18 protein-coding genes and 1 tRNA gene are annotated in these 24,521 nt (G+C 30.9%); 3 read left to right on the top strand and 16 right to left on the bottom strand.

Translation table 11 applies throughout. The features are described 5' to 3' along the window. Positions 1-18 precede the first annotated feature (18 nt). The 9 genes from ACFQ1R_RS00080 to ACFQ1R_RS00120 all read right to left on the bottom strand — a co-directional run bounded on the left by ACFQ1R_RS00080 (position 19) and on the right by ACFQ1R_RS00120 (position 11,864). Positions 19-3,213 (bottom strand): efflux RND transporter permease subunit, encoded by a 3,195-nt coding sequence (locus tag ACFQ1R_RS00080; protein ID WP_379924031.1) that lies wholly within the window; start codon positions 3,211-3,213, stop codon positions 19-21. A 127-nt stretch (positions 3,214-3,340) separates the two neighbouring features. After that, positions 3,341-4,420, bottom strand: a complete 1,080-nt coding sequence (locus ACFQ1R_RS00085; RefSeq protein WP_379924033.1) for an efflux RND transporter periplasmic adaptor subunit — start codon at positions 4,418-4,420, stop codon at positions 3,341-3,343. Between the two features lie 74 nt (positions 4,421-4,494). Beyond that, positions 4,495-5,805: a TolC family protein gene (locus ACFQ1R_RS00090; protein ID WP_379924034.1), complete on the bottom strand. Its 1,311-nt coding sequence runs from the start codon at positions 5,803-5,805 to the stop codon at positions 4,495-4,497. A 130-nt stretch (positions 5,806-5,935) separates the two neighbouring features. Further along, positions 5,936-7,012, bottom strand: coding sequence for a cytochrome d ubiquinol oxidase subunit II (cydB, locus tag ACFQ1R_RS00095; RefSeq protein WP_379924035.1), 1,077 nt, complete (start codon positions 7,010-7,012; stop codon positions 5,936-5,938). A gap of 2 nt (positions 7,013-7,014) precedes the next feature. After that, positions 7,015-8,346, bottom strand: coding sequence for a cytochrome ubiquinol oxidase subunit I (locus ACFQ1R_RS00100; protein ID WP_379926286.1), 1,332 nt, complete (start codon positions 8,344-8,346; stop codon positions 7,015-7,017). Positions 8,347-8,573: 227 nt separating this feature from the next. Beyond that, positions 8,574-8,873 (bottom strand): thioredoxin, encoded by a 300-nt coding sequence (gene trxA / locus ACFQ1R_RS00105; protein ID WP_379924036.1) that lies wholly within the window; start codon positions 8,871-8,873, stop codon positions 8,574-8,576. 53 nt (positions 8,874-8,926) lie between these two features. Next, positions 8,927-10,336, bottom strand: coding sequence for an MBL fold metallo-hydrolase (locus tag ACFQ1R_RS00110; RefSeq protein WP_379924037.1), 1,410 nt, complete (start codon positions 10,334-10,336; stop codon positions 8,927-8,929). A gap of 34 nt (positions 10,337-10,370) precedes the next feature. Beyond that, positions 10,371-11,162, bottom strand: coding sequence for a sulfite exporter TauE/SafE family protein (locus ACFQ1R_RS00115; RefSeq protein WP_379924038.1), 792 nt, complete (start codon positions 11,160-11,162; stop codon positions 10,371-10,373). Between the two features lie 69 nt (positions 11,163-11,231). Beyond that, complete coding sequence (locus tag ACFQ1R_RS00120; RefSeq protein ID WP_379924039.1) at positions 11,232-11,864, bottom strand: Crp/Fnr family transcriptional regulator; 633 nt, start codon at positions 11,862-11,864, stop codon at positions 11,232-11,234. Between the two features lie 206 nt (positions 11,865-12,070). On the opposite strand from ACFQ1R_RS00120, the gene ACFQ1R_RS00125 reads away from it, so the two are divergent. Both ACFQ1R_RS00125 and ACFQ1R_RS00130 read left to right on the top strand, forming a co-directional pair. After that, positions 12,071-12,144, top strand: a tRNA-Arg gene (locus ACFQ1R_RS00125). Positions 12,145-12,218: 74 nt separating this feature from the next. Next, positions 12,219-13,220: a hypothetical protein gene (locus ACFQ1R_RS00130; protein ID WP_379924040.1), complete on the top strand. Its 1,002-nt coding sequence runs from the start codon at positions 12,219-12,221 to the stop codon at positions 13,218-13,220. On the opposite strand, the gene ACFQ1R_RS00135 is transcribed toward ACFQ1R_RS00130, so the two are convergent. The 7 genes from ACFQ1R_RS00135 to tsaD all read right to left on the bottom strand — a co-directional run bounded on the left by ACFQ1R_RS00135 (position 13,217) and on the right by tsaD (position 19,837). After that, positions 13,217-14,404: a THUMP-like domain-containing protein gene (locus ACFQ1R_RS00135; protein WP_379924041.1), complete on the bottom strand. Its 1,188-nt coding sequence runs from the start codon at positions 14,402-14,404 to the stop codon at positions 13,217-13,219. The two genes, ACFQ1R_RS00130 and ACFQ1R_RS00135, sit on opposite strands and share 4 nt — an antisense overlap. Before the next feature lie 6 nt (positions 14,405-14,410). Beyond that, entirely contained in the window at positions 14,411-15,499 is a 1,089-nt protein-coding gene (locus ACFQ1R_RS00140) for an AI-2E family transporter (protein ID WP_379924042.1), read from the bottom strand. Between the two features lie 21 nt (positions 15,500-15,520). Further along, positions 15,521-16,021 (bottom strand): TrmH family RNA methyltransferase, encoded by a 501-nt coding sequence (locus ACFQ1R_RS00145; RefSeq protein WP_379924043.1) that lies wholly within the window; start codon positions 16,019-16,021, stop codon positions 15,521-15,523. Positions 16,022-16,266: 245 nt separating this feature from the next. Next, entirely contained in the window at positions 16,267-16,911 is a 645-nt protein-coding gene (locus ACFQ1R_RS00150) for a DUF4159 domain-containing protein (RefSeq protein ID WP_379924044.1), read from the bottom strand. After that, positions 16,908-17,618 (bottom strand): 16S rRNA (uracil(1498)-N(3))-methyltransferase, encoded by a 711-nt coding sequence (locus ACFQ1R_RS00155; protein WP_379924045.1) that lies wholly within the window; start codon positions 17,616-17,618, stop codon positions 16,908-16,910. The genes ACFQ1R_RS00150 and ACFQ1R_RS00155 overlap by 4 nt, the downstream gene beginning before the upstream one ends. Then, positions 17,618-18,256, bottom strand: a complete 639-nt coding sequence (locus ACFQ1R_RS00160; protein WP_379924046.1) for a peptidylprolyl isomerase — start codon at positions 18,254-18,256, stop codon at positions 17,618-17,620. Before ACFQ1R_RS00160 ends, ACFQ1R_RS00155 begins: the two co-directional genes overlap by 1 nt. Before the next feature lie 558 nt (positions 18,257-18,814). Next, the gene (tsaD, locus tag ACFQ1R_RS00165) at positions 18,815-19,837 is read right to left on the bottom strand and encodes a tRNA (adenosine(37)-N6)-threonylcarbamoyltransferase complex transferase subunit TsaD (protein ID WP_379924047.1); all 1,023 of its coding nucleotides are present in this window, start codon (positions 19,835-19,837) and stop codon (positions 18,815-18,817) included. Between the two features lie 275 nt (positions 19,838-20,112). Between tsaD and ACFQ1R_RS00170 the strand changes: the two genes are divergently transcribed. Continuing rightward, positions 20,113-24,489 (top strand): translocation/assembly module TamB domain-containing protein, encoded by a 4,377-nt coding sequence (locus ACFQ1R_RS00170; RefSeq protein WP_379924048.1) that lies wholly within the window; start codon positions 20,113-20,115, stop codon positions 24,487-24,489. The last annotated feature ends 32 nt before the right edge of the window (positions 24,490-24,521 follow it).

The following is a 24,521-nucleotide window of genomic DNA, read 5'->3' on the forward strand; positions in this document are numbered from 1 at the left end:
ATTGCTCAACTAAACATGTTATTTATAATTCTTTTTTTCAATCATGTAATACACCAACGGCACTACCAATAGTGTAAGTACTGTAGAAACAATAGTTCCGCCCATTAATGAAATAGCTAACCCTTGAAAAATTGGATCAAATAATATAACGAACGCTCCAATTACAACTGTTCCAGCGGTTAATAAAATAGGTGTTGTTCTTACAGCTCCAGCTTCAATACATGCTTGTTTTAATGGAATGCCTTCGGCTGTTCTTAAGTTTATAAAGTCGATTAATAATACAGAGTTTCTAACCATAATGCCAGCCAAAGCAATCATACCAATAAATGAAGTTGCTGTAAAAAACGCACCCATCATCCAATGTCCTAAAATAATACCTATTAGAGATAGCGGAATAGCCACCATCATAACAATTGGTGCTTTAAAGTTTTGAAACCAGCCTACTATTAATATGTAAATCAATATAATAGCGCCTAAAAAGGCGATACCTAAATCTCTAAATACTTCTAAAGTAATTTGCCATTCGCCATCCCATTTTACTGTGTAATCATCTTCAAAATCGGGTTGACCTAAATACATTTCATTAATTTTGTAACCTGTTGGTAATGGAATTTCTTTTAGTTTTTCTTCCATACCAAGAATAGCATATGCAGGACTTTCTAAATCGCCAGCCATATCTGCCATAACATACACAACTCGTTTTTGGTTTTTATGATAAATACTTTTTGCGCTTGTAACTTCTTTAATATCAACTAAATCTGCAATAGGTATCATGTTGCCTTGTTTCGATTTTAATTTAAGTTGAGAAATATCAGTAATAGTCGATTTTTCCCTTTCATCTAAAGCTAATACTAAGCCAATTTGGTTTACAGCATCTTCATCATACAAATTGGTAATGGCTTTTTTGGACAATGCCATATTCATGGTATATGCAATTTGTTGAGGCGCAACACCGTATAACATTGCTTTTTCTTTGTTAATATCGAATTGGAATTCAGTTTGGTCGCTTTCAACCATCCAATCGATGTCAACCACATCATTAGTGTTTTTAAGAATGTTTTGAACGTTGTTTGCAATTTTTATTTGCTCTTCATAATCAGGTCCGTAAACTTCAGCAACAATTGTAGATAATACTGGTGGTCCTGGTGGTACTTCAACCAATTTTACATTCGCATTGTATTTTGCAGCAATTTTTTGAATGTCTGGACGCAGTAATTTTGCTATATCGTGACTTTGTGCAGAGCGTTTTTCTTTATCTAATAAATTTACTTGGATATCTGCCATATTACTACCACCACGCAAATCGTAATGACGTACCAAACCATTAAAAGTAATTGGAGCCGATGTACCAATATAATTTTGATAATTTACAACTTCAGGGCGTGATGCTAAATATTGAGAAATTTCTTGAGTAATAACAGCTGTTCTTTCTAGCGTTGTACCTTCAGGCATATTAATAACAACTTGAAACTCGTTTTTATTATCAAAAGGCAACATTTTTACAGCAACCGATTTTGTAAAAAACAGCACTATTGTACCTAATAAAAGAACAAATGTACCACCTAAAAACAACCAACGTCTGGTTTTGTTTTCTAATAAAGGTGTTTCAAATTTATTGTAAACTTTATAAATGTAAGTGTCTTCAATAGGTTTTTCTTCTTTTTCAGCTGCACCTTTTTTATCTTTTTCTCTTAAAAAAATATATCCCAAATAAGGTGTAATAGTTAAGGCTACAAACAAAGAAAGAATCATGGCAATAGATGCACCAATTGGCATTGGCGCCATGTATGGACCCATCAAACCAGATACAAACGCCATTGGTAATACTGATGCAATAACGGTAAAGGTTGCTAAAATAGTAGGGTTTCCAACTTCGTTAATAGCATATAATGCGGCTTGTTTAAATGGCAAACGTTTCATTTTAAAATGCCTGTGCATGTTTTCGGCAATAATAATCGAGTCGTCTACAACAATACCTGTAACAAATACCAAAGCAAATAAGGTAATTCGGTTTAGTGTATAATCAAGCATGTAATAGCTTAATAAGGTTAAAGCAAACGTAATTGGAACCGATAAAAACACCACTAAACCACCACGCCAACCCATGGCTAACATTACCACAAGTGTTACGGCAAAAATAGAACCTATAAGATGCCATAAAAGTTCAGATACTTTGTGCGAAGCGGTTTCGCCATAGTTTCTAGTAATTTCAACATGAACATCATCTGGAATTAAATTTTTGCGTAAATGTTCAACTTTATCAATAATTACTTCTGAAATTTTCATCGCATCAGCACCTTTGCGTTTTGCTACCGAAATGGTTACCGCAGGATATTCAGATTTATAATTTGATGCTTTTTCGCTTCCTTTTCCAAAGCCTAAACTCACATAATTTTGTGGTACTTCTGGACCATCAATAATGGTTGCAACTTGCTTTAAATAAATAGGTTGGTTTTGTTGCACCCCAACTACTAAATTTTCAACATCAGTTGCCGATGCTAAAAATTTTCCAGTATTAACAAGAAATTCAGTATCACTTTTATCAAAGCTACCAGAACTTAATTGTGTATTATTGGCTTTAATCATTTCAGAAACGGTTAAAAAATCTAAACCACTAGCAGCCAATTTATCTTTATCTAAAACTACACGTAATTGACGGTTTCTACCACCAATTTTGTGCGTAATCGCTACATCGTTTACCTTTTTAATTTCCGCTTCCATTTCTTGTGCCATTTGGCTTAATTGGTAATCGCTGTAGTTTTTACTCCATAAGGTTAAACCCAACATAGGCACATCATCAATAGCGCGCGTTTTTACTAACGGAAACGTAACACCTTGTGGCATTTCGTCCATATGTTTATTGATTTCATTGTAAAGCTTTACAAATGAACGCTCAATATCTTCGCCCACATAAAACTGCACAATCACCATACCTTGTTCTTTCATGGCTGTAGAATACACATATTCCACGCCTTTAATATTCGAAATTAATTGCTCCAAAGGTTTAATTACCCTAGATTCAACTTCCGTAGGACTTGCTCCTGGGTAGCCCACAAAAATATCGGCCATTGGCACATCAATTTGTGGTTCTTCCTCACGCGGAATTAAAAACGAACTATACACGCCAACAACCATAAACACAATCATTAACAGGACTGTAAGTTTCGATTGTATAAATATTTTTGCAATTTTTCCTGCGATTCCTTCTTTCATAATAAAAGCCCCTTTTAATTTCCCCAAAGGGGAAAAAACGATTATGGGAATTTTTTAGTTAATACTTTTTATTTTTTATACCCACAAAATTTTTGAAACCTTGCAGGAAACTCATGATTGCTACTACTTACTGAATACTGACTTTTGCGCCATTGTAAAGTTTACCTTCAGCTGAAATTATGTAGGCTTCATCTGCATTTAAACCAGATAATACTTCTACGTTGTTTCCAAAAGTTCTACCCAAACGCAACCAACGTAGTATAGCAGTATTTCTTTGGCTAACGGTATAAATACCAGTTAGTTGACCATTAGTTATAATGGCTTCATTAGGAATTAAAACCAACTCCGATTTTGCTTTTCGTTCCACAGGAAATTGGATTGTTGTAAACATGCCAGAAAGGATGTTTGCATCCGTTTTTTCTAAAGCAATTTTCACTAAATATTGGCCGCCTGTATTTTTAGCTGATGTGCTAACTTCGGTTACTTTTCCTTTAATGGTTTGGTTTATAGATTTTACTAAAACATCTACATTAGTACCATTTTTAATTTCAGAAATTTCAGTTTCAGGTACCATAGCCATTACCTCAAAACTACCCGGTGTTTCCATACTTATTAAAGGTATTCCTGGGTTTGCCATATCACCAACTTCAACGGTTTTACCAGTGATTGTGCCGTTAAAAGGTGCGGTTATATTAGTATATGCAAATTGTGCATTTACTTCGTTTTTCATTTGGTTTGCCGATTCTAATCGTGCTTTTGCCATTTCAAAATTAGCAGTCATATCATCCATTTCTTTTTGAGAAGCACTATTTCCTGCAAATAAATTTTTATAACGGTTATAATCTTTTTGCGCATTATTGTAGGCCGCGGTAGCTTCGGTAATTCCTGCATTTAATTGAGCACGTTTTGCTTGTAAATCGGTATTATTAATTGAAATTAATAATTGGCCTTTGCTAACTTTGTCGCCAACTTTTACATGTATTTTGTTAATGTATCCCATCATTCGGGTACTTAAATCGGCACTATTTGTAGCTTGAATTTTTCCACTTACACTTAAAAAAGGACGTGTTCCATTGGAATGAACTTGACTCACTTTTACAGCAATAGCAGGTGAATTATCTACACTAACTTCTTTGTTTTTATTACCGCAACTAGCTAATGCTAAAACTGCTGTAAATGCTACGATGGTATATATTTTTTTCTTCATTTTACTTGTGTTTATTTAGGTCTCGACTGCGTTATACCAGACAATATTCTGTTTCTTCGAGCGCAGTTTAGCGGTTATTCTTTAGTTAAAAATTGTAAGTAAGCTTGCGCATAATTGTACTCAAAAACAGTTTGATAGTATTCTAATTGTTTTTGGGCGAATTGTGTTTCGGCTTGTAATAAATCGGATGTTTTTTCTAAACCTTCTTTAAACCGATTTGTTCTAATCCTTAATGATTCTTCAGATTGTTCTAAGGCTAAACGTGTTAGTTCTAATTTGTTTTCAGCATCTAAAAAAACTCGTTTTGCTTTGTTAAGTTCTAATGTTGTTTGATTTATATATTGTTCGTATTCTAGTTTTGATTTTTCTAATTCAGATTTGCTTTTTTGTGTTTTTCCAAAACGTTTTGAACCTTGAAAAATATCCCAACTTAATTGTGCACCAATAAGATAACCGTTAGCATCTGCCTGAAAAATTTCATTATCGTATAATTCGTAACTTCCAAATGCGTTTAAACGAGGTAAAAAAGCCATTTTATCTGCTTTATTCATAGCCTCATAAGCATTTGTAGCAAATTCCATTGCCTTAATATCTGGTCGATTTTTAGAAATGTTTTTGTTTTCTAAATTGGTTTTTAAAATAGTTAACGAATCGGATGGTTTGTAGGTTGTATAAGAAGTATCATTCATTAAAAATGATAAGTAATTTGATGCATTTTGAACATTACTTTTTGCTGTTTGTAGTTGGTTTTTAACCTCGGTAACCCGTACTTCAACATTTAAAACATCGGCACGTTGTAAATACCCTTGTTTAAAACTGTTATCGGCCAGTTTTTTAGTAGCATTTGCAGCTTCCAAAGCTTTTTCAAGTACTACTACGGTTTTATAAGCTAATTGTAATTGCATGTATGCGTTATCAACTTCAAAAGCTAAATAATCTTGTGTGCGTTCTGTTTTAAAATGCATCGCTTCCATTTTAGATTTGGCAGCTTTGCGTTGGTAAATACCATCTAAATTTAGTAATGGTTGCTGTATTTCTAGCTTTGTTCCAAAGTTTTTAACTTGGTTTGGATTGTTTAAAAGCGTTGGATTAAAATCGGCTTGGGTTAATATAGCTTGGTTAAGTTTAGAACCGAATGCCATTAATGGGTTGGTGGTTGATAATGCGGTATAGCTTGCAGTAATATTTGGTAAAAACACTGCATTAGTTTGAGCATAATCTGCTTTGGCTTGGTTAAATTCTGCTTCAGATATTTTAATAGATGTATTATTTTTAGAAACAATATCTAAAACTTCTGCTTTAGATATTAGGCTAAATTCTTGAGCATTTAATACCAATGCATTTATTAAAATTGAGAATATGGATATAAAAATAGGTTTTTTCATTTCACTTTATAATTTGATAAAGCAAAAGTAACCCGAGATTATGAGGTGGAAAGTAACCTATGTTACCAAACAAAAAACATTTCCTAAGAAATGTTTTTTGCTGTGTTGAATTATATAAAATGCCATGTTTTTAATGATCGCCATAACCTACATCATCCATTTTTCCTTTAAAAACTTTGTATTGTATTGTGAAATAGATAACTACTAATACAATGGCTACTACAAACCAATACACTCCAACGGAAAGTCCATATTGGTCAGCTGCCATATTGTAAATGGTTAAATCTGGATTTACACTATTTGTTGAAGGTAAAAGTTTTGGAAAAATAGAAGCAACAGTTGAAGTGATACCACCAAATAAGAATAATGATGAAAATAAAAACCCTAAGCCATCTTTTGTGAAGGTTTTAATTTTGAATAAACCAAAAAGTCCTGTAAAAGTTATAATTGGGAATATGAAAAGCCAAGGATTTTTTAAAAAATTGTGAAATGGTTTAGGTTCAATAATATGCCAAACAAGTAAAGAAATTATAACTAAACCAAGTAATACAAAATTAAGTTTGAAGATGATGCTTTTAAGTTTTGAATTTAAATTAGAATTGGTTTTGTAAATAATCCAATTTGCACCATGTATTGTTAAAGCAACAACACCAATAATGCCTAAAAGTATTGTAAACCAATCAATAATACCTAAATGTTCGGCATGTGGACTAAATGTTGGGTTCCATAATGGTAAAAAGAAATAATGTGGTTCGTGAGCAGAAACGCCATTTGTTACCACGCCTAAATTTACACCTCTTACTACATTACCTAAAGCTATTCCAAAAAATAAAGCTAAAAATAAACTAGCTAAACCGAAGGCTTTATCCCAAATGGTTTCCCATAGTTTGTTATGTATTTGTCCGCGTAATTCCAAACCAATAGCTCTAAAAATAAGAAGCCAAAGAATCATAATTAAGGGCAAATAAAACCCACTAAACGAAGATGCATATAACGTTGGAAATGCAAAAAACAACACGCCACCAGCCGCAATAAGCCAAACTTCGTTTGCATCCCAAAACGGACCAATAGCATTTGTAATGGCTTTTTTGTCTTTTTCGGTTTTCGCAAAAAATAAATGAATAATACCAGCACCAAAATCATAACCATCTAAAATAACGTAAACAGTTAACATGGTCATTAATACAATATACCAAAATAATTCCATAGTTAGTGTTTTAAAGTTTGAGGTCCTTTGTTGATGGTTTTACCAGCAAGCATTAAAAATAAAAGCCCTAATAAAAGATATAAACCAATAAAACCTAATAGTGTAAATAAGGTGTTTCCAGCCGAAACAGTTGGTGATGCACCTTCTGATGTTTTTAGTAAATTATAAACCAACCAAGGTTGTCTGCCTAACTCTGCAGTGTACCAACCTGTTGTATTTGCAATATATGGAAATGGTAGCATGAACATGATAGACCACAATATCCATTTGGTTTCATAAAGTTTTTTTCTAAATAATTGAATTACTGCCAACAACATTAAGCCAATAAAAATAGTACCTAAACCAACCATAATATGGTATGCGTAATATAAACCAGGCACATTAGTAGGGTGTAAGGTTTCGTCAAATTCATTTAATCCTTTAATTTCGGCATCCCATTTTTGATAGGTTAAAAAGCTTAAGATATTAGGAACTGCAATTTTATTATCTAGCTTTTTTTCTTTCATATCGGGTTGTCCTATAAGAACAATTTCCGATCCGCCAGTTTCAGTTTCAAAAATACCTTCCATAGCTGCAAAGGTTACGGGTTGATGCTTTACAACGTTTTTTGCAACTAAATCGCCTGTTGGAAAGGCAACAATGATACTTGAAATTAACCCAAAAATAACACCCGTTTTTATAAATAATTTACCAAATTCATGATGTTTATTATTTAACACATAAAAAGCACCTACAGCAGCTACAACAAATGAAGCTGTAACCAAAGATGCAGCTTGATTGTGTAAATATGAAGGCCATAGCCAAACATTGGTAAATAATGCACCAAAATTGTTTAAAACAAATTTGCCATTTTCTAAAATTTCAAAACCTACAGGATGTTGCATCCAAGAGTGTGTAGCAATAATTAAAAAACCACTTGCCCACGACCCTAAAAAGACTAAAAAGCCAGTTATAAAATGAAGTTTATGCCCAAGTAGTTTTTCACCAAAGAGAAAAAGTCCTAAAAAAGACGATTCTAAAAAGAATGAAAACATACCTTCCATAGCCAATGTTTGCCCAATAATGCCACCAGTAAGCTCTGAAAATTTAGCCCAATTAGTTCCAAATTGAAACTCCATAGGAATGCCTGTAACAACACCCATTGCAAAATTAAGCGCAAAAATCTTCATCCAGAATTTTGCTGCATCGTTGTATTGATCAATTTTTGTTTTGAGGAATTTCCACTTAAAATAGACAATCATTAATGAAAGTCCCATGGTTAGTTGCGGAAATAAGTAGTGAAATGTGATAGTAAATGCAAATTGCATTCTATCATAAAAGAGCATGTCTTCCATAGATAGTTTTTTTTGTTCTTCAAAAATACTACACACTTTTTAAACCATAAGCAACTTTTATTACAAAAAAAGACTGCCAGAAAAGGCAGTCTTTTTAATTGCTATTAATTACAGTTAAATGGGTATTTTAACTTAAATCTTAATTGTTACAAACGTATAATTTAAAACTCATTTTAAATGTAACATTTGTTACAGTAACTATAATTATTGATTAAATTTTAAATTAATTAATAGCTAAATTTTTGTACTAACGTCATTAATTCATTTTTTTGAATAACACCCGATTGTCTCCAAAGTTGTTTGCCATTTTTAAAAACCATTAGTGTAGGCACGCCTCTTACCTGGTATTTACTTGCTAGTGCTTGGTTTTTATCAACATCTATTTTTATTATAGAAACTGCATCTCCTAAACTATCTTTTAAATCTTTTAATATTGGAGACATCATTTTACATGGACCGCACCATTCAGCAAAAAAATCAATTAAAACAGGTTTATCTTGATTTATTATTTCATCAAATTTGCTCATTGTCTTTTAAATATTTTAGTTTTCAAAATAAAAATTTATAACAGATATAATTCTTATAATTTAGAAGGACATACATAATTAGTTACAGGTATTCCAGCTTCTTTTATAGCTTTAAAACCACCGGCAACGTCAATTAAGTTATGAATACCACGACTTTTTAAAATGGAAGCAGCAATAACAGAACGATAGCCGCCAGCACAATGTATAAAGAAGGTTTCATCTTTTGGAAATTCTGATAGGTACTCATTTAAATAATCTAAAGGAGTGTTATGAGCATTTATTACATGTTCTGATTGGTATTCACCTTCTTTTCTAACATCAAAAACTGAAGAGGCACTTTGGTTAATTTTATTTTTAAATTTTTCTGCGGAAATAGATGAAATAGTATCATATTCAAAACCAGCATTTTTCCAAGCCTCAAAACCACCATTTAAGTATCCTAATGTATTATCAAAACCAACTCTTGATAAGCGAATTATAGTTTCTTCTTCCCGACCTTCTGGCGTTACTAAAAGGATGGGTTGTTTTACATCGGCTATTAAAGCACCAACCCAAGGTGCAAAACCGCCATCAATGCCTATAAAAATAGATCTAGGAATGTGGCCTTGAACAAAATCATTTTCGTTTCTAACATCTAATACAATAGCACCTGTTTTATTTGCTATGGCTTCAAAAGCTTGTGCAGTAAGTGGCTTAGTTCCGCGTTCTATAACATGTTCAATATCATCATACCCTTCTTTATTCATTTTTACATTTAAAGGAAAATATTGTGGTGGCGGTAGTAAACCATCGGTTACTTCTTTTATGAACTCTTCTTTTGTCATATCTGCACGTAAAGCATAATTGGTTTGCTTTTGTTCGCCAATGGTACCAACGGTTTCTTTACTTAAATTTTTTCCGCAAGCTGAACCTGCACCATGTGCTGGATATACAATAACATGGTTAGCTAATGGCATTATTTTGGTACGTAAACTGTCAAACAATAAACCTGCAAGGTCTTCTTGTGTCATGTTTGCTACTTTTTGCGCCAAATCTGGTCTTCCTACATCACCTAAAAACAAGGTGTCTCCACTAAAAATAGCATAATCGTTTCCGTTTTCATCTTTCAATAAATAGGTTGTGCTTTCCATGGTATGTCCTGGCGTGTGAAGAACAATAAATGTTAAACTACCAAGCTTAAATTCTTGTTTATCTTTTGCCACAATTGCCTCAAAAGACGGATTTGCAGTTGGACCGTATATAATTGGAGCGCCAGTGAGTTTAGATAAGGTAACATGCCCACTAACAAAATCGGCATGAAAATGTGTTTCAAAAATGTATTTTATTTTAGCATTATTTAATTTAGCTTTCTTTATGTAAGGTGTAACTTCTCTTAATGGATCAATAATAGCAACTTCGCCATCGCTTTCAATGTAATAAGCACCTTGCGCTAAGCATCCTGTATATATTTGTTCTATTTTCATAATAGTGTATTTTAATATTTTTGATTTAAACTTTTTAGTAGATTTCTTTAATCATTATATAAAATGCCATAATCATTACAAGCCATCCAAAGCTTTTCTTTAATTTTTTATTTGAAATAAATTTCGATAAATACCCACCCAATAAAACACCTAAAATGGTTAATGAAGTAAATATTAATAGAAATTCCCAATTTATTTCCAAGTTATGTAAGTCGCCTGAAAAACCAATAATGGAATTTATTGCAATAATTACTAATGAAGTACCAACAGCTTTCTTCATTGGTAAACCCGCCCAAAGTACCAAAGCAGGTACGTATAAAAACCCACCACCAGCACCAATTAATCCAGTTATGCATCCTATTGCTAAACCTTGAAAAAATATTTTATAATATGGTAGTTTTATAAATGGTTGATTATCTTTTTTTGTGTTTTTTATCATTGAAGTTGAAGCCATAATCATAACCATAGCAAAAAACATCATAATTGCCATGCCTTTTGTAAGTACAAAATTATTTGTGCTAAAAATTACTTCAGGAATATTAGGTACTAAAAACCTTCTAGATAAAAAAACTGCTAAAAAAGATGGAAATGAAAATGCAAATCCTGTTTTAAAGTCAACTAATTTTTCTTTGTTTTTTTGAATAACACCAACCATTGATGAAGCACCTACAACAAATAATGAATAAGCAGTTGCCACTACTGGGTTATATCCTAATAGATATACAAGTAAAGGCACAGTAAGTATTGAGCCGCCGCCACCAACAAGACCTAAAACAATACCAATTAAAAATGCAATAAAAAAGCCTAATAAATCTACTAAATCCATAGTTGTATTAAAAGCTTCAAAATTAGACTAAACAATAGTTTTTTAAAGTAACAATAGTTACAAACACTATTAGATTTGTAAGATTCTAATGCTGTTTCTGTGAAGGGTTATTTTTCCTTCATTCTCTAAGTTTTTTAGCAATCTAGAAATCACTACTCTTGATGTATGTAAATCGAAAGCTATGTTTTGATGGGTAACATTTATAATATCATCATGGTTTACCATAGCTTTATCTTTTAAGTATTTAAAAAGGCGTTCGTCCATTTTCAAAAAAGCTATTGTATCAATGGCTTCTAAAAGTTCGGTCATTCTATCGTGGTAGCTTTGAAGAATAAAATTTTGCCAACTTTTGTATTTACCCATCCATTCGCTCATTTTTTCAACAGTAATCATAATAAGTTTTGTTGGGGTTTCTGCAACTGCTCTAATTTCACTCTTTTTTTGACCCATACAACAAGATAAAGTCATGGCGCAAGTATCACCTTTTTCTATAAAATAGAGTAGAAGCTCATCACCGTTATCATCTTCACGCATTATTTTTACTGCACCACTTACTAATAATGGCATCGATTTAATGTAATCGCCAATATTCATTAATTGATAACCCTCCGGAACTTCTTTAAAAGTACCTACACTATTTATTTCCATTAGTAGAGCATCTTCAAACAAATACCCATAATTATCCTTTAATTCACTTATCATTTAAAAGCTTTTTCTAGTATATAAAGATATGGACTTATATTTACAAATGCATAATGAAATAAGTATCGAGCCTATTTTTAACACTTTACGGTTTTAAAAAAAATAAAAAATAATTGTTTTAAAAAATATAAAGAATAATCTTTGTTAGAATTATAGTTAATTTTATATTTGCACACCGAAAACAAAAACTTTGTTTATCGTGTTGAGGGCTCTTAGCTCAGCTGGATAGAGCACCTCCCTTCTAAGGAGGCGGTCTCAGGTTCGAATCCTGAAGGGCTCACAAAAAGCTTCACTAATTTTTAGTGGAGCTTTTTTGTTTTTATATGTATCTTCGAAAAAAAATCAGGGTTAATAATGAAAACCTTCTTGTTTAAAAGAATTCATTTAAATAAATACGTTTATTTCTTAGTAATATCATTAAGTATTACAGCTAATTTGTTTTCACAAGAAGCGAGCATTTCAACTGAATTTTCACAAGAAGGCATCTTGTATAAAAATTTTAATAATTTTTCTAAAGTATTAGTGCATTTTGAAAGTAATGAACCATGTATTGTTATCGATTATTTTGGAAAAGATATTTTTAAAGTGAAATATAAAGATTGGACTGGTTATGTTGATTCTCAATATTTAGTTTTTACGGATGCTATAACAGACTTATTTTATGCCTATCAAGAAAGAGAACGTATTAAAACTATAGAAGCAGAAAAAAAGCGAAAAGAACATATTCAAGAAGTTGTAAGTGAAAATGAAGAAGCAAACCGTCAGTTAGCTCTTAAAGAACTTGCAAAAAAAGAAGAAGCCTTAAAAATTCAGAAAAAAAGACAAGATTCTATAGCTAAATTATATGCTGAAACTACAAAAAAAGCAGAAGGAAAGACAAGTTTAAAAAATCAGGAAGTTGATGTAAAAGAACCAAAAGTTAAAAGGATAGATAAAACTTCAAATACTTGTGATTTTTCTATTAATGAATTTGACCCAATTGATAGAGTTGAAATTGTTAGAATTAACCCTGAAACACTCTCAAAAAATTTAACAGTTGAACTTTTTAAACGTGGTAAAATTAAAAATGTGTTTTTTAATTTGTTTGAAGATTTAGGTTGTACTAGTTATTTGCCAGGTAATAGGTCTTTTGTAAAAGTAACTCTTGAAAATAACCAAACAATAACATTTTACCATTCTTGGGATATGGATTGTGGCGAATTTAGTTTAAAAGGCAATATATCTAATTCGCAAATTAGGAGTTTAAAAAATTCACCCATTAAATCAATCTTTTTAAAAGGCACAAAACTATCTAGAAATATAGTAGATATAGACTATAAAACCTTTTTTATTGATAAATTAAACTGCATAGATTAAGTAGTATCTACTTTTGAAACTATAATAACAATTTTGTTATCGTCTAAACCGGTAGTAAAAAAAAGATAATCATTACCACCATCTTTTATATTTAACTTTTTGCGTAGTTGTTCAACCGTTTCACTAAAATTTCGGGTAGTAATATTGGCTTTGTTTATGCCTAAATTTTTAATTGTTTTTTTGTTATAAGGTAGCAAGGTTTCAATTTTAAATCGTCTACCAGGAAAATCAATTAAACTGCTACTAGTGTATAAATGCGAATGTTTATGCAGTTTATAAACCTCTAATTTATTTGTAATTGAATGAAATCCGCCTGATTTTAAAATAGCACTATTGGGTTCGTATAAATAGGCTAGTGGTTTGCTATATTTCGATTCAGCAACTTTTTCGTTTTCAAGTAAAAACTTAAAATAATCGCTAGTGTCTTTTTTAATATTTACGGTTTCAATTAAAATGTCAGCTTCAAAACCATGTTCTAAAACCCATAATAATTCTTTTACTTCATTGTTTACTGCAACTACATGAATGGCTTTTACGTGTTTTAATTCGTTAATACCAACTGAAAAATCGAGTAAAGGTGATGTTTTTATTAAAATGTTTTTTGAATGTTTAAACAGTAAATCTATATGTTCTGGTACGTTTGGTAAACAATCGTTTAGAAAAAATACTTTGCCTTTGCTATCGTGTCGTCTTGATGGGTCAATATAAATCCAATCGTAAATTTTGTTGTTGGTTTTTAAATATGCAACACCATCAACATTTAGCGTTGTAATGTTTTGAATATTTAATTGTTTGTAATTATGATTTACTATTTCAGAAAGAGCTTCGTTAATTTCACAATGTGCAACCGTTTTAAATACTTTTGAAAACTGAAAACAATCTACTCCAAAACCTCCAGTTAAATCAATAAGTGATTCACCTTGTATTAAACTAGCTTTGTATTTTGCAGTTATTTCAGATGATGTTTGCTCAATATTAAGCTTATTTGGATAGTAAATAGCCTTACAATGAAACCATGTAGGAAGCTTATTTTCGCACCGTTTTTTAGCTTCAATTTGTTCAATAATATCTTTTGTTTCAACCGAAGAAAATGAGGTTCCTTTTAGTAGTAACGATGCAATGTTGGAATTTAAATTTTTATTTATAAATTCTTGAATATCAGTATTTAAAATAGCTTTATTCAAATGAAACTATAAATTTTTAGTAAGCTTTTTTACAATTTCGTTTTCCGATAAAAACTCTTTTAAAATTACTTTTATTGCTGTGTACGCTGGTACAGCAACAATTAAACCTATTATTCCAAATAGAATGCCCGCAATTAGAATTACTAAAAATATTTCCAACGGATGCGATTTTACACTTTTTGAAAATATAATGGGTTGACTAAGAAAATTATCAATTAATTGCCCAATAATAAACACAACAAAAACCCACATTGTTTTTGGTAAAATAACAGTACTAAAACTTTCACCAAGGTTACTAGTCATGGTTAAAGCCAACATTATAAAAGCACCAAGTAGTGGACCAACATAGGGTATAAGGTTAAGTAAGGCACATAAAAAGGCAATAACTATAGCGTTTTCTACATTAAGAATTAACAATCCAATAGTGTAAATTATGAATAGTATTAAAATTTGAAAAATAAGTCCAACAAAATAGCGCGATAGTAAATCTTTAATTTTTGTAGATGAATTTTTCCAGCGCTTTTCTTTACTATCTGGTATAAAAGTAAGCACGCCACTTTCAAATAAACGACTATCTTTTAAAAAGAAAAACGATATAAAAAGCACTGAAAACAAACCTATACTAAAGCTTCCTAAACCACTAATTATTGAGTTTAATAAATTTGGAATAAGCGAATAATCTATTTTTGAGAGTAAGTTAGATTCTTTTATAGATTGCTCAATATCAATTTGATATAAATCGAAATAGGTTACTATTTCAACATACAAATCTTCAATATTGGTTTGTAGTTGTTCAATATCTAGTAAGGCTAAATTATGACCTTGCTTAACAACCAATGGAATAAATAGCCATACCAAACCTACAAATATTCCAATTAAAATAGCCATGGAAACAATAACAGCTATGGTGTTTTTAAACTTTAAACGTCGTTCTAAAAACAGGACAATTGGTCTGCCAATTAACGAAATAACCGAGGCTATGGCAATGTAACCAATAACCGATTTTATTTTGTACAATAGCCACAATACCAGCACAATACCACAAACAATAGCAATTGCTTTTAAAATACCGTTGGTTATAGTGTTTGAATTCATTTAGTAAATATATAAAAACAGTTACAAAAGTTGCTTAGTCATTTCATATAAAGCAATATTAGTAGCTTGTACCACATTCATACTGCTATTTTGCCCATACATATCAATATGAATAATAGCATCTGAAGTATTTAAGATAGCTTCAGAAACACCAAAATTTTCATCACCAACAACTAATGCAATAGGTTTTTCTTTAGAAAATTTTATAGAATGAATGGGTTTGCTTGACGATGTAATTTCAAGTGAAATAATTTGATAACCGCTATTTTTTAAATCATCAACTACTTTTGAAGCATTATCGTATATTTCAAAATTCACCACCTTTTCAGTAGCTCTAGATGTTTTTGTTAGTTTCCTTCCAATTGAAATAGTTTCACCACAAAGTATCAATTTCTCAACCCCAAAGGCATCAGATATCCTAAATAAACTTCCCAAATTTGGTGCGTTTGTAACATTATCGCAAACTAAAATTATTGGAAATGTACGTTTTAAAAAGTTGGTATTGTAATGGGTTAGTTGCACTTATTGTTAGTTGTTTAGTTGTGCGGTGTTTAGTAGATTTTGCCACTAATACACGAATATTTTTATTTTTTAACCAATATTATAATCCAATATAGAATTGAAAAAGCTAAAAGTAGTATTATGATTTTTAGAATTATGACTCCAATTATTCTAAAATTAAATTCTTCTTTTGTGTTTAAATCAAAAATATATTCAATTAAGGCAATAAATATATCTTTCATAAAAATTTGCGAATTAGCGGTTATCTAATTTTCAAAAGCATACTTTACAATATTAGCACCCATTTTCAAGGCTTTTTCTCTAACATCAGCAGGATCATTATGTACTTCTTGGTCTTCCCAACCATCACCCAAATCGCTTTCTACGGTAAAAACAAGCACCAATCTGTTTTCATTAAAAATGCCAAATGCTTGCGGACGCTTACCATCATGTTCGTGTATTTTTGGTAATCCGTTTGGAAATTTAAAAGCATTATTAAAAATAGGATGGTTTGCAGGAAGTTCAACCAAATCTTTATTTGGAAACACTTTTTTCAGTTCTCTGGTTATATAAGGTTGAAATCCATAATTATCATCAATATGTAAAAAACCGCCTGATATTAAGTAATTCCGAAGGTTTTCAGCATCAGGTTCACTAAAAAAAATATTTCCATGTCCTGTCATGTGCACAAACGGGTATTGAAATAAATCGGTACTACCAACTTCAACATCTTGTGGTTTTGCAGTTATTTTTGTATTTATATTGCTGTTGCAAAATACAATTAGGTTGCGTAATGCTGTTGGGTTTGCATACCAATCGCCACCACCTTTATACTTAATAAGTGCTATTTCTTGTGCAGATAGTGTTAAAAGTAGTAAGTTGAAAGTTAAAAGTAAAATAGCTTTTTTCATAATACCTCATTTGTAAATGCAACGCTATGACATGCAACTATTGCTGCTGTTTCTGTACGCAACCTTGTTTTGCCCAAAGTTACTGGTATAAACTTGTTTTTAATTGCTAATTCAATTTCTTTTGAGCTAAAATCGCCCTCAGGACCAATTAAAATAGTAATATTTTGTTTTGGTTTTAGTTGCTGTTTTAACGATTTTCTATCGGTTTCTTCGCAATGGGCTATAAATAAATCGTCTTCAAAATCTTGTGAAATAAACTCTTTAAAAGCAGTAGCTTCGTTAAGTTTCGGCATGTAGCAACTTAGTGATTGTTTCATAGCCGATTGTAAAATTTTCTCAAAACGCTCGGGTTTAATGATTTTTCGTTCACTATGGTCGCAAATAATTGGTGTTATAGTATCAATACCAATTTCGGTAGCTTTTTCTAAAAACCATTCGTAGCGGTCGTTCATTTTTGTTGGTGCAACTGCTAAATGTAAACTATAATTATGTTTTTGTTGTTTTTCTTTAGCTATGATTGTTACAACACATTTGTTAATGTTAGGAATAGCAACTTCAGCAGTAAATAACCAACCGCTACCGTTTGTAATGTGCAATGTATCTCCAACAGCTTTACGAAGTACTTTTACAATATGTTTGCTTTCCTCTTTTTCAAAAGAAAATTGCGTGGTGTTTTCGTTTATGTTTGGATTGTAAAAAAGTTGCATTAATTTATAGCTTCAACAATTTTTAATACTTTAATTTCTGAAATGTCTTTAGGTTCGTGTGTTTTTAAAACCACGTAATACCAGTTGTTTTCAGGAATATCTACTGTAAATATAGCATTTAAAGCATGATTTTTGTTAATAATTTCATTTTCAAACGTTGCATACAATTCACCTTGTGTAAACCATCCTAAATCGCCACCTTTATTGGCGTTTTCATCCATAGAATAGCGTTTTGCTAAAAAGTCAAAAGGCGCACCATTTTTATATTCGTTTATTAGTTTTGTTCTTAGAGTGTTCAAATCGGTTAAATTATATTTTGAACCATCTAAATAAATGTAAGATGCTCTGTAATAGGTTGTTTTTGTTTTTTCAACTACTTTGTAAATGGTTTTTTCAAAGTTAGATGTTACTGTTTTTATACCTCCTTTTGGTAGTTTAAAAAGTTCGCCCGCAAGTATTGTTTTGTGTTTTTCTTCATTAAAAGTAATCAATTTGTTGTCTTTTGATTTCTTTAATTCGAGGTAGTTATTAATTTGCTCTGGCGTTTCAATACCTTCTAATTCTTTTTCGGTTGAATTTTGGGCATTTAAAATTGTAGAAGTACCAATAAGTACAGCAAAGAGTAGGTTTTTTGTCATGATTTGGGATTTAAATTCAATTCAAATTTAAAATTATTGATACATAATAATAATGGAAATGAAATAAGTTTTTAAGAATTGGTTGTTTACAACTTTTTAGTTTTATTGTTAAAGTAGAAATGTGCTAATGTTGAATTACATAGATTGATAATGAATAGTATTTGAATAACAGAAAAAATAATAAAAAATAAAGTGATAAAAGAATTGTTATCGATGGTATCATCGAACAATGGAAATTCATTTTCTGTTTTGATATTGTTATAATAAAGTATGCCGATATAAAACATAATAACACATGAAATGCTTGTTATAGAATGGATTTTAGTTAAAAAAATGTTTAGTTTTAAGCTTGTTTTACTTAAAAACCAATAAACAAAACCTATTAAAGCAAATATAGAAGCAAAAATTATCGAAGCATCGAAATTTGAAATTACAAAGTACGTATCATGATTATTTAAAACAATCACATCTTCACTGGTTTTATAAAACATGCTAATACTAAAAATCATAATAGCAGTGAATACAAACCAGAAATACGCTTTTGAATATTTCATTCTTTTATATCTTCAACCGTGCCGAAGCAGCCACATTTTGTTTAGCAAAATCGCCATCTAAATATTTTAGGTAGCCCACAATGGCAATCATAGCAGCATTATCGGTAGTGAATTCAAATTTAGGCACGTAGGTTGTCCATCCAAATTTTTGTTCACCATCTTTTAAAGCTTGTCTTATACCAGAGTTTGCCGAAACACCACCGCCAATGGCAATATGTTTAATGCCCGTTTGTTTAGATGCCAACTTTAATTTATCAATTAAAATACCAATAATAGTGTATTGAATGGAAGCACAGATATCATTTAGGTTTTCTTCAATAAAGTTAGAATTCGTTTTGGTTTCATTCTGAATAAAATATAGAATAGCAGTTTTTAATCCTGAAAAACTAAAGTTTAAACCGTCAACTTTAGGTTTGGTAAATTTAAAGGCTTTTGGGTTTCCTAATTTGGCACGTTTATCAATTTCTGGTCCAGCAGGATAACCTAAACCTAAAATTTTCCCACTTTTATCAAAAGCTTCACCAACGGCATCATCAATTGTTTCTCCAATAACGGTCATGTCAAAATAGTTGTCAACCTTTACTATTTGTGTATGTCCACCAGAAATAGTCATAGCTAAAAACGGAAATGGCGGTTTGTTAAAACCGTCTTCATCAATAAAATGCGCTAAAATATGCCCTTGCATGTGGTTTACATCAATTAAAGGAATATCCAAACCATACGCCAACGATTTTGCAAATGAAGTTCCAACCAAAAGCGAACCCATAAGTCCTGGACCACGCGTAAAAGCTATGGCATGTAACTGATCTTTAGTTATTCCAGCTTTTTCTAAAGCTTGATGCACAACCGGAACAATGTTTTGTTGATGCGCTCTAGAAGCCAATTCAGGTACAACACCGCCATAGGCTTCGTGTATTTTTTGGTTTGCAATAACGTTGCTTAAAATACGACCGTTGTGCATTACAGAAGCTGCAGTATCATCGCACGACGATTCAATTCCTAGAATATAAATATTTTGTGAAGCCATTACTAAATTTTAGGCATAATAATTGTTAATTTTGAATCAGAATTAAAGTCTAATACAGTACTTTTATTCGTAAATGCAAAACTACTTAATTATATTTTTTAATTGAAGTTAAAAATTAGTTTATGTAGTTTACCTTAGTCAATAGTTTAAAATAAAAAATTGCTAAGAAAGTGTAAGCCATTCTTAATAAATTCAAAAATACAATAAGTATCAAAAAATTATTCAAAATAGCATATAAAATAGTAGGTATCATACTACTGCTTTTCATCATTTTGGTGCTTGTACTTTCTATTCCCGCAGTTCAAACAAGTCTTGGTAAGTATGCCACAAAACGCTTAAACCAAGAGTTTAAAACCAACATAAACATTAGTCAAGTTAGTTTGCAATTTAATGGTGATGTAGAGCTTAAAAATATTTACATTGAAGATTATAAAAAAGATACACTTATTAATATTGCAGAATTAAACACTTCTATAATAAGTATTAACAATTTAATTAATGGAAAATTAACCTTTGGTGATATTGATGTTGAAGATTTAATATTTAACATAAAAACATACAAAGGTGAAAAAGAAACCAATTTAGATGTTTTTGTTAATAAATTTGAAAGTGATAACCCCAGAAAATCTACAAGTACATTCCTTTTGTCGTCTAGTGATGTATCAATTTATAACGGTATTTTCAGATTACTAGATGAAAACAGAGAATCCACAAAATTACTCGAGTTTACCAAATTAAATATTAACGCCACCAATTTTTTAATAAATGGTAGCGATGTAAGTGCACGAATAAACACCTTGGCATTTAATGATAGTAGAGGTTTGATTATGAAGAATATGATGACCAATTTTAAATACACACTTACAAGTATGACCTTTGCTGAATTGGATGCAAAAACACAACATTCAGAATTAAAAGGAAACTTGAAATTTGAATACAAACGCGAAGATTTACAATATTTTACCGATAAAGTTAAAGTTAAAGCCAACTTTAAAGATTCTAATATAAAATTGGATGAAATTAATGTTTTTTATAATGAATTCGGAAAAAACCAAACAGCAAATATAAGTGTAGATGTTTATGGAACTTTAAACGATTTAAAAACTAAAAACCTAATACTAACCTCTGGTTCAAATACCGAAGTTGAAGGCGATTTTTATTTTAAAAACCTATTTAATAAGGAGGTTAATAATTTCTACATGGATGCCAGGTTTAAAAAGTTAGCATCAACCTATCAAGATTTAAAAGCGTTATTACCAAATATTTTGGGAGCTTCAATCCCGTCGTCGTTTGATAAATTAGGTAAATTTAACATCGTTGGAAATTCACAAGTTACAGCTTCAACCGTAAACGCAAACGTTTTTATAGATACCGAATTGGGTTATGTAGATTCAAATTTACAAATCACTAAAATAAATGATATCGATAATGCGTCCTACAACGGCAAAATAGCTTTTGAAGGTTTCGATTTTGGTACATTTTTAAATGACCCAACCGTTGGAACAGCTTCCTTAAATTTTGATGTTAATGGTTACGGCTTTACAGCTGCAAATTTAAATACAAAGGTTACGGGCGAAGTGTTTGAGGTAATGTATAATAATTACAACTACACCGACATTAAAGTTGTAGGCAACGTTAGAAACAAAATTTTTGATGGAAACCTAATAGCTAATGATAAAAATTTGAGATTAAACTTTTTAGGATTAGTAGATTTTTCTGAAGCAGTAAAAAAATACGATTTTGAAGCCAAAGTTGACTATGCCAACCTAAATGCTTTAAATTTTATAAAAAAGGATTCTATTTCTATTTTTGAAAGTCATGTGAAAATGAACATGAATAGTAGTAGTTTAGATGATGCCTACGGAAAAATATCGTTCACAAATACCTTATATCAAAACCAAAACGATAGCTATTATTTTGATAAATTAGATTTAACTTCCAGATTTGAAGATGATATTCGATTTATAGAAATAAAATCGCCCGATATTATAGATGGCGAACTTAAAGGGCGTTTCGTTTTCAAAGATTTGAAAAAATTGTTTGAAAATTCTATAGGACATATTTACACAAATTATATACCTCACAAACTTAAAACCAACCAAAGTGTCGATTTCAATTTCAAAATTTATAATAAAATTGTTGAAGTTTTTTATCCAGAAATTGAGTTAGGTAAAAATACCTTTATTAGAGGTCGTGTAGAAAGTGATGAAAAACAATTTAAGCTTACGTTTAAATCGCCACAAATTAAATTACTAGACTATTTTGCTAATAATATAGAACTTCAAGTAGATAATAGTAATCCACTGTTTAATACCTATGTAGAGGTTGATAGTATAAAAACTAAATATTACAACGTTTCAAAGTTTAGCTTAATTAATGTAACGGTAAACGATACCTTGTTTATGCGTTCGGAGTTTAAAGGCGGTAAAAAGAATAATGATATTTTCAACCTAAGTTTTTACCATACCATTAACAAAAATAAAGAATCGGTAGTTGGTTTTAAAAAATCGGATGTAACCATCAAAGATCACAAATGGTATATAAATAATAATAAAGATAATTTTAATAAAATTTCTTTCACAAAAGATTTATCAAAATTCAATATAGATAAGTTTGAAATTAACCATGGCAATGAAGAAATAAAGCTGTCCGGTTTCTTAAAAGATTCTACCCAAAAAGATATAAAGCTTAATTTTAAAAACGTCGATTTAGCAAAAATAATTCCAGATATTGATAGTTTAAAATTAGAAGGACGCGTAAATGGTAAGTTAGATTTGCTTCAAAAAAATGGCAGCTATTTACCTAATTCAACCATAGTAATAAACGATTTAAAAGTGAATAATTTCGATTTTGGCTCGTTTGATGCGAATATAAAAGGCAACCAAAATCTAACCAATTACAACGTAGATGTTAGTATAAAAGATGATATAAATAAAACATTTAGAGCCATTGGCGATATAAACGTAAACGGAAATCAATCAAATATTAATATCGATTTAGATTTCGATACCTTTAATTTGGCACCATTAAATCCGTTTTTAAGTAGCGTATTGTCTAATATTCGGGGTTATGCATCAGGTAAAGTAAATGTGGTTGGAAATTTACAACAACCAAGTATTAATGGCGATTTAACGTTAACCAATGCAGGTTTAGGCGTTCCATACTTAAATGTAGATTATCAATTTGCTAATAAATCTTCAGTAACTCTTAAAAATCAAACGTTCACGTTTAATAAAATTCAATTAACAGATACCAAGTACAAAACCAAAGGGCAATTAAACGGCTCTTTAAGTCATGTTAATTTTTCAAAATGGCGATTAGATTTAAACTTAAACACATCAAAACTATTAGTTTTAGATACCAAAGAAGCCGAAGACCAATTATACTATGGAACAGGATTTGTTGGTGGTAGAGCAAGTATTTCAGGTCCAACAGAGCAATTAGTAATAAGTGTGGTTGGTGAAACAAAAGCAGGAACCGTTTTTAAAATTCCGTTAAGCGATACCGAGTCGTTTGGTGATAATAGTTATATCCATTTTATAACTAAAGAAGAAAAAGAAGCTAGACGATTAGGAAAAGAAGCTATTTACAGCGACATAAAAGGACTAGAATTAGATTTTGATTTAGATATAACCGAAGACGCCGAGGTTGAAATTATTATTGATAAAAATTCAGGTCATGCCTTAAAAGGTCGTGGTCGTGGTGGTTTATTAGTTGAAATCAATACCAACGGAAAATTTAATATGTGGGGAGATTTCTCGGTTTTTGAAGGTGTTTACAATTTTGCTTATGGAGGCTTAATTCAAAAAGAATTCACGGTACAACCAGGTGGAACTATTGCTTGGGAAGGCGATCCATTAGATGCTTTATTGAATATGAAAGCAATTTATAAAACACAAGCAAACCCATCGCCACTACTTGATAATCCTATAAATAGAAGTATACCTGTAGAGTTAAATATTAGTTTAACAGGAAATTTAGAACGACCAGACCCAATTTACGATTTTAAATTTCCAACCGTAAATTCAACCCTAAAATCAGAGCTTCAATATCGTTTAGAAACTGATGCAGAACGAGAAAACCAAGCACTATATTTACTTTCTACCGGTGGTTTTTCTAGAGGTTTAAGTGAACTAAATTTTTCTGGAACCATTGCAGAACGACTCAATGGTATTATAGGAAACTTGTTTAGTTCTGGTGATGGCAAATTTAACATGAATCCATATTTTGAAGCTGGTCAAAATAGCACTAATTATCAAACGGATGATAGAGTTGGTTTTACATTACAAACACAAATTAGCGATCGCGTTTTAATTAATGGAAAAATGGCAGTGCCAGTTAGTGGTGCAGGTGCAAGCGAAACAGTTGTTGCTGGTGATGTTGAAATTAACTTTCTATTAAATGAAGATGGGACTTTAACAGCTAATGTGTTTAATAGAGAAAACAGCATTCGAAATTTTGGTGATGCTGTAGGTTACACACAGGGTATCGGACTATCATACAGTGTAGATTTTGATACCTTCAAAGAATTACTTCAAAGCTTATTTAAAAGTGCCAAAAAAGAAGATGAAATAACTATTGAAAATGAAGACGAAAAAACTAAAAGCGTATTTCCAGATTATGTAAAAATGAAGTCGACTTCAAATAAATAAAAAGTAATTTTTTAGTAAAATAGTACAAATTA

The organism is Mariniflexile jejuense, assembly GCF_042675665.1.
Lineage (GTDB): Bacteria > Bacteroidota > Bacteroidia > Flavobacteriales > Flavobacteriaceae > Mariniflexile > Mariniflexile jejuense.

Excerpts from the sequence above, each read along its gene's own strand:
- ACFQ1R_RS00080 (WP_379924031.1), bottom strand. The coding sequence starts at position 3,213 with ATGAAAGAAGGAATCGCAGGAAAAATTGCAAAAATATTTATACAATCG.
- ACFQ1R_RS00085 (WP_379924033.1), bottom strand. The coding sequence starts at position 4,420 with ATGAAGAAAAAAATATATACCATCGTAGCATTTACAGCAGTTTTAGCA.
- ACFQ1R_RS00090 (WP_379924034.1), bottom strand. The coding sequence starts at position 5,805 with ATGAAAAAACCTATTTTTATATCCATATTCTCAATTTTAATAAATGCA.
- cydB (WP_379924035.1), bottom strand. The coding sequence starts at position 7,012 with ATGGAATTATTTTGGTATATTGTATTAATGACCATGTTAACTGTTTAC.
- ACFQ1R_RS00100 (WP_379926286.1), bottom strand. The coding sequence starts at position 8,346 with ATGGAAGACATGCTCTTTTATGATAGAATGCAATTTGCATTTACTATC.
- trxA (WP_379924036.1), bottom strand. The coding sequence starts at position 8,873 with ATGAGCAAATTTGATGAAATAATAAATCAAGATAAACCTGTTTTAATT.
- ACFQ1R_RS00110 (WP_379924037.1), bottom strand. The coding sequence starts at position 10,336 with ATGAAAATAGAACAAATATATACAGGATGCTTAGCGCAAGGTGCTTAT.
- ACFQ1R_RS00115 (WP_379924038.1), bottom strand. The coding sequence starts at position 11,162 with ATGGATTTAGTAGATTTATTAGGCTTTTTTATTGCATTTTTAATTGGT.
- ACFQ1R_RS00120 (WP_379924039.1), bottom strand. The coding sequence starts at position 11,864 with ATGATAAGTGAATTAAAGGATAATTATGGGTATTTGTTTGAAGATGCT.
- ACFQ1R_RS00130 (WP_379924040.1), top strand. The coding sequence starts at position 12,219 with ATGAAAACCTTCTTGTTTAAAAGAATTCATTTAAATAAATACGTTTAT.
- ACFQ1R_RS00140 (WP_379924042.1), bottom strand. The coding sequence starts at position 15,499 with ATGAATTCAAACACTATAACCAACGGTATTTTAAAAGCAATTGCTATT.
- ACFQ1R_RS00150 (WP_379924044.1), bottom strand. The coding sequence starts at position 16,911 with ATGAAAAAAGCTATTTTACTTTTAACTTTCAACTTACTACTTTTAACA.
- ACFQ1R_RS00155 (WP_379924045.1), bottom strand. The coding sequence starts at position 17,618 with ATGCAACTTTTTTACAATCCAAACATAAACGAAAACACCACGCAATTT.
- ACFQ1R_RS00160 (WP_379924046.1), bottom strand. The coding sequence starts at position 18,256 with ATGACAAAAAACCTACTCTTTGCTGTACTTATTGGTACTTCTACAATT.
- tsaD (WP_379924047.1), bottom strand. The coding sequence starts at position 19,837 with ATGGCTTCACAAAATATTTATATTCTAGGAATTGAATCGTCGTGCGAT.